The organism is Paenibacillus sp. sg306046 (assembly GCF_059821225.1).
On sequence record NZ_JCAMRT010000016.1, the window covers coordinates 88,976 to 103,077 of the forward strand.

Annotated in this window: 13 protein-coding genes; 7 read left to right on the top strand and 6 right to left on the bottom strand. The window is 55.4% G+C overall.

The window, feature by feature from the left end:
• Positions 1 to 45: 45 nt before the first annotated feature.
• Positions 46 to 951, top strand: a complete 906-nt coding sequence (gltC, locus tag AC6ROY_RS17100; protein ID WP_500101784.1) for a glutamate biosynthesis transcriptional regulator GltC — start codon at positions 46 to 48, stop codon at positions 949 to 951.
• Between the two features lie 65 nt (positions 952 to 1,016).
• On the opposite strand, the gene AC6ROY_RS17105 is transcribed toward gltC, so the two are convergent.
• The gene (locus AC6ROY_RS17105) at positions 1,017 to 1,160 is read right to left on the bottom strand and encodes a hypothetical protein (protein ID WP_500101785.1); all 144 of its coding nucleotides are present in this window, start codon (positions 1,158 to 1,160) and stop codon (positions 1,017 to 1,019) included.
• A 126-nt stretch (positions 1,161 to 1,286) separates the two neighbouring features.
• Between AC6ROY_RS17105 and AC6ROY_RS17110 the strand changes: the two genes are divergently transcribed.
• The gene (locus tag AC6ROY_RS17110) at positions 1,287 to 3,113 is read left to right on the top strand and encodes an ABC transporter substrate-binding protein (protein ID WP_500101786.1); all 1,827 of its coding nucleotides are present in this window, start codon (positions 1,287 to 1,289) and stop codon (positions 3,111 to 3,113) included.
• A gap of 114 nt (positions 3,114 to 3,227) precedes the next feature.
• Here the strand turns inward: AC6ROY_RS17110 and AC6ROY_RS17115 are convergent, their stop codons facing one another.
• On the bottom strand, positions 3,228 to 3,914 hold the full coding sequence (locus AC6ROY_RS17115) for a zinc metallopeptidase (RefSeq protein WP_500101787.1): 687 nt from the start codon (positions 3,912 to 3,914) through the stop codon (positions 3,228 to 3,230).
• A 43-nt stretch (positions 3,915 to 3,957) separates the two neighbouring features.
• Positions 3,958 to 4,389, bottom strand: a complete 432-nt coding sequence (locus AC6ROY_RS17120) for a MerR family transcriptional regulator (protein WP_500101836.1) — start codon at positions 4,387 to 4,389, stop codon at positions 3,958 to 3,960.
• Positions 4,390 to 4,711: 322 nt separating this feature from the next.
• Here AC6ROY_RS17120 and AC6ROY_RS17125 point away from each other — a divergent pair, with 322 nt between their 5' ends.
• The 3 genes from AC6ROY_RS17125 to AC6ROY_RS17135 are packed head-to-tail and all read left to right on the top strand — an operon-like array spanning position 4,712 to position 7,990.
• Positions 4,712 to 6,091, top strand: coding sequence for an ammonium transporter (locus tag AC6ROY_RS17125; protein WP_500101788.1), 1,380 nt, complete (start codon positions 4,712 to 4,714; stop codon positions 6,089 to 6,091).
• A gap of 58 nt (positions 6,092 to 6,149) precedes the next feature.
• Positions 6,150 to 7,244 carry a DUF294 nucleotidyltransferase-like domain-containing protein gene (locus AC6ROY_RS17130; protein ID WP_500101789.1) on the top strand — a complete coding sequence of 365 codons (1,095 nt, stop codon included), beginning with the start codon at positions 6,150 to 6,152 and terminating at the stop codon, positions 7,242 to 7,244.
• 11 nt (positions 7,245 to 7,255) lie between these two features.
• Positions 7,256 to 7,990 carry an exonuclease domain-containing protein gene (locus AC6ROY_RS17135; protein WP_500101790.1) on the top strand — a complete coding sequence of 245 codons (735 nt, stop codon included), beginning with the start codon at positions 7,256 to 7,258 and terminating at the stop codon, positions 7,988 to 7,990.
• Positions 7,991 to 8,059: 69 nt separating this feature from the next.
• Here the strand turns inward: AC6ROY_RS17135 and AC6ROY_RS17140 are convergent, their stop codons facing one another.
• Together AC6ROY_RS17140 and AC6ROY_RS17145 are read right to left on the bottom strand one after the other, a co-directional pair.
• The gene (locus tag AC6ROY_RS17140) at positions 8,060 to 8,536 is read right to left on the bottom strand and encodes a M67 family metallopeptidase (RefSeq protein WP_500101791.1); all 477 of its coding nucleotides are present in this window, start codon (positions 8,534 to 8,536) and stop codon (positions 8,060 to 8,062) included.
• 70 nt (positions 8,537 to 8,606) lie between these two features.
• Complete coding sequence (locus tag AC6ROY_RS17145) at positions 8,607 to 9,938, bottom strand: MFS transporter (protein ID WP_500101792.1); 1,332 nt, start codon at positions 9,936 to 9,938, stop codon at positions 8,607 to 8,609.
• Positions 9,939 to 10,106: 168 nt separating this feature from the next.
• On the opposite strand from AC6ROY_RS17145, the gene AC6ROY_RS17150 reads away from it, so the two are divergent.
• A complete protein-coding gene (locus AC6ROY_RS17150; protein WP_500101793.1) occupies positions 10,107 to 10,670 on the top strand; it encodes a TlpA family protein disulfide reductase in 564 nt (187 codons plus the stop codon).
• A 161-nt stretch (positions 10,671 to 10,831) separates the two neighbouring features.
• Here AC6ROY_RS17150 and cimA read toward each other — a convergent pair whose 3' ends face one another.
• A complete protein-coding gene (gene cimA, locus AC6ROY_RS17155) occupies positions 10,832 to 12,454 on the bottom strand; it encodes a citramalate synthase (protein WP_500101794.1) in 1,623 nt (540 codons plus the stop codon).
• A 251-nt stretch (positions 12,455 to 12,705) separates the two neighbouring features.
• On the opposite strand from cimA, the gene AC6ROY_RS17160 reads away from it, so the two are divergent.
• Positions 12,706 to 14,028 (top strand): DNA polymerase IV, encoded by a 1,323-nt coding sequence (locus tag AC6ROY_RS17160; protein WP_500101795.1) that lies wholly within the window; start codon positions 12,706 to 12,708, stop codon positions 14,026 to 14,028.
• The last annotated feature ends 74 nt before the right edge of the window (positions 14,029 to 14,102 follow it).

Sequence of the window (14,102 nt, forward strand, 5' to 3'; positions counted from 1 at the left end):
AATACGAGAGCTTGAGTGATGGAAGCACAGGAGGCAGGATGCGCCGTGGAACTTAGACAACTGCATTATTTTATCAAGGTAGCGCGCAAGCAGCATGTGACCCAGGCGGCGGAAGAACTGCATGTTGCGCAGTCCGCCGTCAGCCGGCAAATTCATCAGCTGGAGGAAGAGCTGGGCGTTCAGCTGTTCGTACAGAAGGGGAGAAACCTGCAGCTGACATCGGTAGGGAAGCTGTTTTTATGCCGCGCAGAAAGCATACTGATCGATCTGGAGCGGGCTGTGAGCGAGGTGCATGAATTCATGGACCCGGAGCAGGGGGAAATCCGGATCGGCTTTCCGCATAGTCTCGGCATTTATTTGCTGCCCACCGTCGTGGCCCGGTTTCGCGAATCGTACCCCAAGGTGAAATTCCGGCTGCGTCAAGGGACATACAACAGCCTGATTCGCGACGTCATGAAAGGTGAAATTGACTTGTCGTTCATTTCGCCTTTTCCCGAGAAGCACGGCCAGGTCAGCGGCGACCTGCTGCTTCAGGAGGAGCTGTATGCGATCGTGCCGCAAAATCATGTGCTGGCGAGCCAGGAAGCAATCCGGCTGGAGCAGCTGCGGGATGAATCGTTTGTGATGTTCAGCGAGGAATACTCGCTTCGCAACATTGTGCTGGAGGCATGTGCCAAGGCCGGATTCAGCCCGCAGATCGGGTTCGAGGGCGAGGAGACGGATACGATCCGGGGACTTGTCGCGGCGGGAATGGGAGTTAGCTTGCTGCCTGAGATGGCGCTTACGGAGATTAGCCAGCTGCAGCCGGCGAAAGTGAAGGTGACCGAGCCGCGCGTCATCCGCAGCGTCGGTCTGATTCAGCGGTCCGGCGACAAGCTTCCGCTTGTGGCCGAAGGCTTCCGCAAGTTTTTGCTTGATTTTATCCGGGTACAGCAGGGGAATAACACATAGCGAGCCGGTACGGAGCGGGATCAGACCGTACAGGATCAGACCGTACAGGATCGGACCGTACAGGATCAGATCATACAGCCCAGCAGCACCGCTCCGAGCAGCAAATCGACCAGCGGGATGCCGCTGCGGAGAAAGCCGGCTGCCGGCCGCCCTCTCAGCTCGCTTTGCTCTTGCATGCGCAGTTCCAGTTCAAACAGGTTCATCATCATGTTCACACTCCGAATCAGGTGGGGTGATTGCTCTAATCTCTAATCCTGATTATAGCTTGATAAAGGTGATTAAAAAGTGTAGCATGTATTTTATTTCCTTCACCTTTTTGCAGGGAGGCCGGGACTGTGAACGATTATTATTACTTGAGCCTGTGCAATCGCTATCCGCAGGCGGTAGAGCAGCAGGAGCTGGAGATCGGGCTGGAGGAGCTGAGCCAGTTATTTAATTGCTCGACCCGCAATGTGAATCTTGTGCTGAAGAAGATGGAGGAAGCCGGCTGGATTCGCTGGACGCCCGGACGGGGTCGCGGTCATCGGTCAAGGCTGACCTTGCTTGCCAGAAGCGAGCAGATTGTGCTGGAGGCGGCGCAGGCTTATGTCCGCAGAGGAAATATTCAAGAGGCTTATGCGTATCTGGAGGCATATAAGCATGTGGGGAATGCAAAGGAGCAGTTTGTCGAATGGCTGGATAGCCAGTTCGGGTTTCACCCGGAAACCAAGGATGATCGGACCGTGGATACGCTGCGGCTGCCTTACGGCAAGCGGATCGAATGTCTGGACCCGTCACGGCTGACCTTTGTTGCCGAATGCCATATGGTGCAGCAGCTGTTTGATGTGCTGGTCAAGTATAATGAGCAGACGTCTGCTTTTGACGGCCAGCTTGCCCACTATTGGACGAGTGACAGCACGTCGACGGAGTGGACGTTTTATTTGCGCAAAAGCGTCTATTTCCATCATGGGCGGGAGCTCGTGTCCGACGATGTGAAGTTTACGCTGGAGCGGCTGCAAAATGTGAAATTAAAATCTCCTTACGGCTGGCTGTTCAAGGATGTGGAGCAGATCGAAACGATTGGTCCGCATGCTGTTCGTATTCGGCTGCGCCGGGCTAATCCGTTGTTCCTGAATCATCTGAGTCTGGACCGCGCTTCGATTGTTCCCCGGGATGCGGTTACGGAGCTGGGAGAGCAATTTCAGCGCAAGCCGGTCGGTACAGGGCCGTTTAAATTAGCCCGGAATGACGAGCATATGCTGGTGCTGGAGGCGTTCCCGCGATATTTCGACAAGCGGGCGCATCTGGACCGGATTGAAGTCTGGTACGCGCAAAATTATTTGCGGACCACGATTTCATCGGAGTCGTGCGCCTACCAGATGCAGTATCAGAACCGGACCGATGTGGAGCTGCCGGATCACTGGGGAGTGGTGAAGCGGCGGGGCCGCAATTGCAGCTTTCTGACGTTTAATCTTCAAGTGCCCGGCGTTCAGCGGCAGCTGTTGTTTCGGCAGGCGCTGGCGTGCGGGATAGACCGCCGGGCGATGATCGGAAGCGGATCAGTCGTGGACACGCGTTTTGCAACATGGTTTTATGAGCAGACATGGGAATCCAGTGATACGGACCCGCGGTATGATCCGGTGCTGGCGGCCAGCCTGCTGCGGGCGAGCGGTTATGCGGGCGAGCGGTTGACCTTGTCGGTCAATGACAAGTTTTCCGAGGAAGGAGAAGGACTGTGCGCTCAACTGGATCAGCTTGGAATTGCTTACGAAGTGCTGCTGCGGCCGTATGATCTGGAAGGCTACAGGCAGCAGATGACGGAAACACAGCTGGCCTTTACCTGCAATGTGCTGGAGCATGACCCGGAGCTGTCCATCGTTGAGCTGTTTTTGGCGGATAACAGCGCGATTCATATGCATCTGAGCGATGAGCTGAGGGCGCAGGCGAATTGGCTGCTGGAACGGCTTTACCAGGAGCATTCGAGTCAGACGAGGAGCGTTTATCTGAAAAGGCTGCAGCAGCTGATCGAGGAGCAGTGCAATATTATATTTCTGCTGCATTATACGCAGAGCACGGTGTTCCACTCCTCGTTGAAAAATGTATCGCTGAATGCGCTCGGGTGGGTACAGTTTCGCGAGTTATGGTTCGAGCCGACGCAACAGCAGCCTGCTGATGCCGAATAGCTGCAAAAAAGCCGTCAGACAGGCTCTGTGAAGAGCTGCTGACGGCTTTTGATTCACAATTTGATGCTTTCCCTCTTGCCCCTGCTATCGGGCTGGAGCGGCTGGTTCTGTGTCTTAATCGTTGCTGCGGCTGTTGAAAATCATCAGGTACTTGATCAGCTCCAGCAGGGAAATCAGCGCAGCGGCTACGTAAGTCAGGGCGGCGGCGTTAAGCACCTTCGCTACTCCGCGTTCTTCTTCGTTGGTAATGTAGCCTTCGGCGACCATCAGGTCGCGGGCGCGGTTGCTGGCGTTAAATTCGACAGGCAGCGTAACCAGTTGGAAGGCAACAGCCGCCGAGAAGAAAATAATACCAAGACCAAGCAGGAAATTAAACTGCTGGAAAAACAGACCGGCCAAAATCATAAAAGGCGCAACGCCGGAGGTAATGTTGACGACCGGGAACATCCGGTGACGCATAACCAGCATCGGATAATGGACTTTGTGCTGAATGGCGTGGCCAACCTCATGGCAGGCGACCGATACGGCTGAAATGGTGCTCTCATAATAAACGGGCTCTGACAAGCGGACGGCGCGGGCCATCGGGTCGTAATGGTCAGTCAGCGCGCCTGGCACCGGCTCAACCGGCACATCATGCAAGCCGTTGGCATCGAGCATCCGCCGGGCTGCTTCGTAGCCGGTCATGCCGGACTGAACCGGCACCTCGGACCATTTGTTAAAGGTGCCTTTAACCCGGAATTGAGCCCATAAGGAGAGACCAAATGCAATAATGATCAGAAAATCCATAGGGTGAAAAAACATAGATTTTATTCCCTCCGTATGTGTAATAAGTGAAAAGGTATAGTTAGGAAAGTGGACCTTTGCCCACCAGCAGCAGCAGCGCTTCGATGCATGCGGCCGCGGAAGGCGTCAGCTTCTGGTGCAGGTTTTTGAGCTGTGTCGGCTTGAGCTTCTCAACGAGCGGCCCAACCTCGCGCACTTCCTTTTCCAGTTGCGCCAGCTTGAGCTGCAGCGATGTAAGTTTATCTGTCACCAGCTCATCCTTGCTAACCTTGTTCCATAAGGTCAAATCAGCCTTGATTTCCTCCAGGCTATACTTTTCACGCTTCATCGTTTCAATACGTTTCAGCCTCAATAAGGTTTCATCGCTGTAAAGACGATAATTGGTGTCGGATCTCGACTCAGGCTCGATGAGTCCGAGCTTCGTATAGTAGTCGATCGTCCTAAGGCTTACTTCGGATAAGCGCGCCAGCTCACCGATTCTGTACAGCTTCATATCCCCATGTTCGCTCACCTCTTTATTATCATGATACTCATTCCAAACCATACAGTCAAACGTTATGCTTTTACGTTCTTTTTTATTACTCTGTGTTCTGAGCGTGTTCAGTAAATCATACTATGAAAGGAGAGAATCTCCGAAAATTCAATAGTTTTGTGCCAAGAACACGAATGTTTAAGGTTGAATGTCAGCTAATTTTTCGTATATGCTGGGAATAAACGAAAAAATGCATTGCATAATGTGCGGAAGCTGCATATAATGATATTAATATTACCATGAGATGTCATTAAAAGTTACGCAAATTAGAGGAGTGGTCCATGTGGTAAAAAAACTCATCTATTCGTTAGCTGTTTGTACGGGATTGGCGCCTGCTGCTTTGGCGTTTGCGGCGGATGAGAAGACGCCAGCCCAGCTGGCCGCCGCCATTGATTCCGTCTGGGTTATGGTGGCCGCTATCCTCGTTATTTTCATGCAAGCGGGCTTTGCTTTGCTGGAAGCAGGATCAACGCGGATGAAAAATGCCGGGCACGTAGCCGGTAAAACGATTTTAACGTTCGGCTTATGCGCGATTGCGTTTTGGGCGGTAGGGTTCGGGTTGGCCTTTGGCGATGGCAACAGCTTTATTGGCACGAGCGGATTTTTTCTGGACGGCACGGTGGAGCAGGTGAAGGCGAGCTTCGGGCTGTTCGCAGAGTCGCCGATTCCGATCGGAATTTTGTTTCTGTTCCAGCTGGCCTTTGCCGGTGTATCGCTGGCCATTGCGTGGGGCGGATTTGCGGAACGCGGCAAGCTGTCCGTGTATTTCATCTTCGGAATTTTGTATACAATTGTTATATATCCGATCGTTGCGCACTGGGTTTGGGGCGGCGGCTGGCTGGGCGTGATCGGCATGCAGGACTTTGCCGGCTCGACGGTTGTCCATTTGCAGGGGGCGACGGCGGCGCTGGTAGCTACTGTGCTCTTGAAGCCGCGGATCGGCAAATACAACAAGGACCGGACGCCTAATCTGATTCCGGGTCATAACCAGGTGTTGTCTGTGCTCGGCGTCATTATTTTATGGATCGGCTGGTTCGGATTTAATGCCGGCTCGACGCTCAGCGCTACGGGCGACGGATTTTTCGGTCATGTGGCGTTGACGACCAACCTGGCTGCTGCTGCTGGAGCGGTGGCGGCGATGGTCGTCTCGTGGATTTATTTCGGCAAAGCGGACATTCCGAGTATGCTGAACGGCGTGCTGGCTGCGTTGGTGGCGATTACCGCAGCTTGTGCTTTCGTAACGCCGCGCGATGCTGTTATTATCGGCTCGATTGCAGGCATCATTACGTTTTTCACGGCTCAATGGTTTGAACGCGCAGGCATCGACGACCCGGTGTACGCATTTTCCGTGCATGGCATCGCCGGCGTATGGGGAACGTTGTCTACCGGCTTGTTCGCGACGCCCGAGCTTGCCGAGAAGGTCGGGGTGGGCAAGGCCGGCTTATTTTACGGCGGAGGCTTCGAGCAGCTTGGTGTGCAGGCGTTGGGCGTGGTCGGAGCGTTTTTGTTTGTGCTGGTGTTGTCTTCGGTGATTTTGTATGCGATGAAGGCGACGATCGGCTTGCGAGTTACGGAGGAGGAAGAAATTATCGGGCTGGACTTGTCGGAGCATGGCACGTACGGATACCCGGAGCAAATCAAGAAAGCTGCGCACGAGCTGTAAAGTGACAGCAGCCTACGTGGTGTGACCAGATCCGGCGGCTGGCGAGGGGAGATCAGATATGGAGCGTCAAGTATGGGTCAACATGATCCGAGAGGCAACAGAGGCCCGGGATTTTCATGAGATGCGGTTGCTGCGCGACCGGGCCCATGAGCTGCTGCTGCAGCATCTTCCTTCGGACCCGTCCTTTGAGTGGAACAACGGGGTCAATCGGCTTCACGATGCAGTGATCAGACGTGTGATCGAGCTGACCGAAAGCAGCGTATGCGGGGAACGGAAGGAGACGGCTCCGGTCCCTTATGCCTTCTTGCTGTTCGGCAGCGGCGGCCGGTTTGAGCAAACGTTATGGAGCGACCAGGACAACGGGCTTGTTTACAGCGATCCTGACGATGAAGAGCTGCGCGACCGGGCCGGGCTGTTTTTTAAGGAGCTGGCGGCGGCGGTGTCGGCTAATCTGGAAACGGTCGGGTATCCGCTGTGCAGCGGCGGCGTTTTGTCTACGACAGACAGGTGGAGGCAGCCGCTTTCCGGTTACCGAACGATGGTGGATGGGTGGCTGCAGGAGCCGAATTGGGAAAATGTGCGTTACTTGCTCATCTTGGCCGATATGCGGGTCATTTATGGGGAGGAGCGGCTGGCGGATGAGCTGATGGAGGGGCTGCTCCGTTATGTGCAGAAGCATCCGGCCATGTACGGCCACATGCAGCGCAATACGCTGCATCACAAGGCGTCGATCGGCATTTTCGGCCAGCTGATCAAGGAGCGCTACGGTGTTGACGCGGGCGGTGTCGATGTGAAATACGGCGCCTACATTCCGATTGTAAACGGAGTGCGCTTGCTGGCGCTGGAGGCGGGCATTCGCGTGACGTCAACGGAAGGGCGCATTCGGCAGCTGATCGAACGGGGCGACGTGCCGGACGATATGGGACATGATTGGCTCGATGCGCTGGCGATCGCGCTCAAGCTGCGCTCGACGACGCCGTATCAGCTCGATGACGGGTTATATTCATCCAGAGGCATGCTGACGCCCGAGCTGTTGACGAGAAGCCGGACGACTGAATTAAAGCTTTGTCTGCGCATTGCGGGCGAGCTGCAGAAGTTTGTGAAAAAATCGGTCAATACGGAAATTGAAAACAGCAAGAGGCCAGAAGGGTAAGGTGAACGGATATGAAGGATATGAGGCCGTCGGGAAGAATGTGGAGTCTGTACAAGATGGGCGGATTGACGCCTGCCATCACCTCCATGTTTGATATGCAGAGCGCGCAGCAGATGGCGTTTATCCGTTCGATGATGAAGGAGCAGCGCAAAAATTCCTTGTATGAAATTCCACTGGAAACCGTTGAGCTGGTTGTGTTCGATCTGGAAACGACCGGCTTCTCTCCTTATAACGGGGATGAAATTATTTCGTTCGGCGCGGTTGCAGTTAACGGCTCTGAGGTCGTTGCGGATGATACGTATTACAGTCTGGTTAATCCCAAACGGACGATCCCTTCGGAAATCGAGGAACTGACGGGCATCAGCAATTCGGAGGTGTCGGAAGCTCCTGAGCTGCTGTCGGCGCTGCGCGGCTTTCTGGAATTTGTCCAGCAGAAGGTGCTGGTCGCCCATGGCACAGGGCATGACAAGCATTTTCTGAATGCGGCGTTGTGGCGCACCTCCAAGGTAAATTTAACGCATCGCCTGCTTGATACGATGATGGTCGCCAAGTGGCTTAATCCTCGGCTGAAATCGTATGATCTGGACACGCTGCTGGATGTGTACGGCGTCGAAGTCACCCAGCGGCATCATGCGCTGGAGGATGCGCGGATGACGGCTACCTTGTGGTCCAGATTGCTTGGCGAAGCGAAGGACCGGGATGTTCAAACCTTAGGCGATCTGTATGCGCAGCTCAGCCGGCATTAATCACTTCGGACCGCTGCAGGCGTCCGAAGATTTTTTGCTTGCTTCAAGCCTAAGGCGCGGGCGGCGGAATCATCCCATCCTGAACGCAAGGGGAACGGCGCGTCTGTCGGTGCGGCTGGCTCCGACGTATCGGTAAGCCTTGACCAGCGGCTCCCCTCCATTACTCAGCGATACGATCCAGTGGCTCGGCGTCGTATGCCAGAGGGAACCGAGGTCGGCCGCCGAAGGAGGGAGCGAACCGCCGGGATGGGAATGGAGCAGGCCAAGCAGCTCCAGCGGCCCGCTGTCTGTGGTGGTGCGCGCAGCGGCGTACAGCGCTTCAATAAGCTGCTTGGGATGCATGTCGAAGCTCCGTTCCGGATTAGCCGCCACGTTGGCGATCGGCATAAACCGGACAACCCGCGGCGCGGAGTCCGGAGCTCCGTCGGCGCTTGCTGCGCTGCCGAATAAAAGTCCGCAGCCCTCCTGCGGAAATAAGCTTCTGGAATGATTCACCGCGGCCTGGAAGGCATCGCGGGTAATGGTTATGTCCACACTGCTGATCATCTCGCGCCTCGTCCTTTGCTTTGCAGCTAAATGCCTTGTCTCCTCATTATAGCCCCCGTCCCCGTTTCTGTCATTTGCCTGCATCTCCAAGCGTTCCATGCGGTTTGACCAGCCCCCCTACAAGCGCCAATGTCAAGGCCGTTAAGAGGGCAACACTGATAAATACAAGCTGATGGGACCGCTCCATCATCCAGCCGAACAGCGGGGGACCGGCAGCTACGCCGAGAAAGCGCAGACTGCTGTAGATCGAGGTAATCATACCCCGCTGATCCCGTTCGACCGAGCCGGTAATCATCGTATTCAGGCAGGGCAGCAGCAGGCCTGTTCCAATACTGCTTAATGTGAGCAGCCCGATAAACACAACCAGATGGCTTTGAAGCAAAAAAATACAAGCTCCGAGCGCTGCCGTCATCAGCCCGAGTCCGATCATCATAAGCCAGCGCATCAAGGTGCCGTTTTTTTTAATCGTGGCCCCGGTCGTGTAGGAGGTGATGACCAGTCCAAGCAGCGGGATTGCCAGCACCAAGCCTTTTTTTACGCCCTGGATACTGTACGGAGGCTCCTCCAGTATGTTGGATAAATAAAACAGAACACCAAACAGCACAAACAAAGCCGCAGCTCCGGCGAAAAAGGACGTGATCAGCCAGCGGCCCTTCTGCTTCATGACGCTGCCGATTTGTCCGACATACGCGCCCAGCTTGGGCGGCTCGGTTGTCCGCTTCGGCTCCTTCAGCAAAAAAAGGACCGCCAGCAGCGCGAGCAGGCAGAAGACGGGAAAGGCAAAAAAAGCGGCATACCAGACGATCAGCGCAAGCAGCGAGCCGAAAATAGGACTGAGCACTTTGCCAAAGCCATTGGAAGCTTCGGTCAGACCAAGCGCTTTGCTTTCCGTGCCGTCATTGTATAAATCTCCGGCCAACGCCATTGCAATTGGCGCTGTTCCGGCTGCTCCGAGCCCTTGAAGCACCCGCCCGATCATCATCATGGTATAGGAGTTCCATACGGCGCCGAGGCCGGCCAGCACGCCTGCGCTGCCGTAAATAATCAAAGAAGGGATCATCACCGCTTTTCGCGACAGCCGGTCGGATAAATAACCCGATACCGGAATGACGAGTCCGGCTGTTACCGAAAACAAGGTGATCACGAGGCTGCTTTGCAGCTGGCTGATGCCAAGCCGCGTCTGCAGGTCCGGCAAAATCGGCACCAGCATGGAGTTGCCGAGTACCAGCACAAGCGGGACTGTCGCGAGGGCGATAAATTCCCAGATGAGCCCGCGCGAGCCGGAGGCTGCTGACGCCTGCTTGCCCGAGGCGGCCGATTGCTTGTGCGGCTGGACCTGCTCATCAGCGATGATGTCGTTTTCGAAGGTGATCGTAAGCCGCTTCCGTTTTGTTTTTTCCATAGCTGTGCTTGTACCTCCAGGGAAGCCAATTTTAGGAGTTACTATGCCCTGAAGCAGCGTATCCCATGCGAGTCCGACCTGCAACGGGCCGTACCGACGCCGGGAATGAATGGAACAAACGTGGGCATACTGTCAGGTACATCAAGCCGTAGAGGAGCCGAGCCTTTCATGAAAAAAACAAATGTACTGATCGGGCTGGCAGCGCTCGCACTGACAGCAACGGGACTGTGGCAGCAAGCCAGAAACGAGCCGCTAGCGCAGGCCGCCGCCGCCCCTGCGAAGCCGGTCATTGCCGTCAGCCAGCCTGTACCGACACAATCGCTTCAGGGGCTGGACGGCAAGGCGTATACGATCGGCGGCAAACGGGACAAGCCGATGCTGCTTAATTTCTGGGCGTCGTGGTGCGATCCGTGCCATGAGGAGGTGCCCGCTTTGAAGCAGGTTTATGAGCGGCACCGGGACAAGCTTGATTTGTACGCCGTCAATGTGACCAAAGGGGACCGGATGCAGGATGTTAAAGGCTTTGTCAGCCGTTATCGCCTGAATTTCCCTGTGCTGCTTGATACATCGGGCGGTGCGGCGCAAGATTACCGGATTTTATTTGTGCCAACCAGTTTCCTGATCGACAAGGAGGGGCGGCTGGCGGAAATCATCCATGTGCTGACGCCAGAGGAGCTGGAGCAGAAAATCCGCAAGCTTATCGGTGAATCGTCGACGGACGCTAACGGATAATCGCCAAAAAGCTGCAGAGCAGGTCCTGGACGGGGACCGCTCTGCAGCCGGGGCTGGTTACTGAAATTCAGGTTACTTTGTTTACAAGATAACCAGCGGTACGGGATTTCTTTACACGATGCACCGGATGATTCGCAAGCCGAGCCGTTCGAGCTGAACGGTTAATGGTTCACAAGGCCAAGCCGTTCCTGCTGCTCCTCCGGCTGCTTGCTGTCGGCACGCGTCTGATTCAGCAGCGCGTACCGAATGCTGTCCGCCAGCGCCTGCCAGCTTGCTTCAATAATATTTTCGGATACGCCAACGGTGCTCCAGGTGTTCTGGAAGTCGGACGACTCGATCAGCACGCGAACCTTGCCCGCCGTCGCATCCTTTTCATCAAGCACACGCACTTTATAGTCTGACAGGTGGATATTCTGGATGCCCGGATAATACTTCATTAAAGATTTGCGCAGCGCATTGTCGAGCGCATTCACCGGACCGTTGCCCTCGGCTGCGTTATAACAGGTTTGGCCATGAACCTTCAGCTTGACGATAGCCTCGGACACGACCGGCTGGTTCAGATTTTTGGCAACCATGATTTTGAAGGACTCCAGCGAAAACACTTCCTCCAGCTTGCCGTAGGCGTTGCGGATCAGCAGCTCAAGCGTCGCGTCGGCCCCCTCGAACTGGTAGCCTTGATGCTCCATCTCCTTGATCTGATCAATCAACTGCTTGGTTTGGACGTTATTGATGTCAAAGTCCAGTCCCAACTCCTGCGCCTTAAACACCAGATTGCTTTGTCCGGCCAGCTCGGATACGAGCACCCGCTGCTTGTTGCCGACCAGCTCCGGCTTCAGATGCTCGTACGTGCTGGAGTCACGGAGGATGGCCGAGACGTGGATGCCGCCCTTATGGGCGAATGCCGCCGCTCCTACATAAGGCTGGTTGATCGGCATATGCATATTCGCAATTTCACTTACATAACGCGCCACGCTTGTTAAGGCTGCCATTTGCTCGTCGCTGATCACGTTATATCCGAGCTTGAGCTGCAGAGTGGGCATGATGGATACAAGGTTGGCATTGCCACAGCGCTCGCCGTAGCCGTTGATGGTGCCCTGCACCTGGGTTGCTCCGGCCATCACGGCCGCCAAACTGTTGGCTACGCCCAGCTCGCAATCGTTATGGGCATGAATGCCGATAGGAACTTGCAGCTGCTGGCGCACTGCCGTGACAATTTCGCTGATCTCATGCGGCAGCGTCCCGCCGTTCGTATCGCACAGCACAACCCAGTCGGCCCCGGCCGCTTCCGCTTGGCGGATCGTCGACAGCGCGTAGTCCGGGTTATTTTTGTAACCGTCAAAGAAATGCTCGGCGTCATAGATGACTTCCAGTCCGTTTTGCTTCAGGTAATGGACGGAGTCGTAAATCATGGCCAAATTTTCTTCCAGCGTCGTCTGAATAGCGGTGTGTACGTGAAAATCCCAGGACTTTCCGAAAATTGTTGCGACGGAAACGCCGACTTCCAGAATCCGGTTCAGGTTGGCGTCCTGCGCAGCAAGCGTGTCTTTACGGCGCGTGCTGCCGAATGCGGTAATTTTGGCATGGCTCAGCTCAAGCTCCTTGACGCGGATAAAAAAGTCAATATCCTTGTTGTTGCTGCCCGGCCAGCCGCCTTCTATATAAGTAACCCCCAGGGCGTCGAGCTTCTGCGCAATTTTGAGCTTGTCCTCAACGGAGAGGCTGACGCCTTCTCCTTGCGTGCCGTCGCGAAGCGTCGTATCGAATATTTTTACCGTGCCAGTCATGGGAATCCTCCTGTTTCGTAATGGCTTGTCAAATGTAAATTCTAATTGTTGATTATAACACAATGTGGACGGGAGCGGGGGATGTTCGCCGAAAAAACATGGAGCAAGCGGCTGGCTGGCTGCCCTTTACGTGGCATTTATCAGATTTAGCGGGAATACGCCGACCTCTCGGGTCAGGGGGAAATTGCGTGATGTTTTTTGCGAACGTATGTGCTAAGATGAGTATGTGGTAAGGTAAAAGGAGGCTGGCGATGACTGGACGAATCCCTTCGCAGTCGGCAACACATGCGTATCCGGTGAACGGCCGGGTCATTTTGCATATCGACATGAACGCGTTCTATTGCTCTGTGCATGAGGCGGTTGAGCCTGAGCTGTACAGGGGCAAGGAGGTGGCTGTAGCCGGCAGCGTCGAGCTGCGCAAGGGGATTATTGTCACCTGCTCTTATCCGGCCCGCGCTCGCGGCGTCAAGACAGGGATGCTGGTCAGCCAGGCGCTCAAGCATTGTCCCGAGCTTCTGCTGATCCGGCCGGATTTTGACTTGTACCGGGATTTTTCCCGGCGATTTATGCGAATTGCCTATGAATATTCCCCCTTGGTCGAAACGATGTCCATCGACGAATGTTATGTCGATATTACCGGCTCCAAGTCTATGGGGACGCCGCTGGAAATTGCCGGGACGCTGCAGCGACGCATTCGCGAGGAGCTGGGGCTTCCTTGTTCGATCGGCATAGCGCCCAACAAGCTGCTAGCGAAGATGGCCTCCGATATGCGCAAGCCAAACGGTATTTCGGTGCTGCGCAAGCGCGATGTGCCGAATGTGCTCTGGCCCAGTCCCTGCGCGACCTTGTTCGGCATCGGCCAGAGAACGGCTGAAAAGCTGGTCCGTCTCAATATTCGCACGCTTGGCGAGCTGGCAAAAGCCGACGAGAAGCTGCTCATCCAGCAATTCGGGGTGCTGGGAAGCTGGCTGAAGCGAGCCGCTTGCGGAGAGGATGATTCACCGGTTAATCCGGAGCGGGAGCAAAGCAAGTCGATCGGGCATACGACAACTTTGCCGGTTAATATGACCAGACGCGCCGACCTGCACCGCGTGCTGCTGAATATCGCCGATCAGGTCGGACGCAGGCTGCGGCGCCAGGAGCTGCTGGCCCATACGGTGTCGATTACGGTGCGCGATCCCGATATGAAGACGATCACGCGCGCGGCGAAGCTGGCGGAGCCTACGGAGCATGCCGATGTATGTTATCGGACGGCCTGTCGGCTATTCGACGATTATTGGCAGGAAGGCGAGCCGGTCAGGCTGCTCGGCATCACCCTGCAAAGCTTGACTCCGCGCAGCGAGGCGGCTGTTCAGCTCGACTTGTTCAGCTACCAGCAGCAGCCGGTCAAGGAAAAGCTGAACCGGACGCTGGACGCGCTGCGCGACAAATTCGGCGAAAGCGCCGTGCTGACGGCGGGTATGCTAAGCGATGATCCGTCGGCTTTGATTCGCAACGGCAAGCTGCGCGGCACCTCGTTGCAGATGGACCATTTGCGGCTGAAGGGGCTGCACGAGGAGGACGGAGAACGGTGAAGCAAGCCCGCTCTCCGATGGGAATGAGAGGGATATTCAATTGTTTTCTATTTGAACTTTCCGTTTTTTTATAA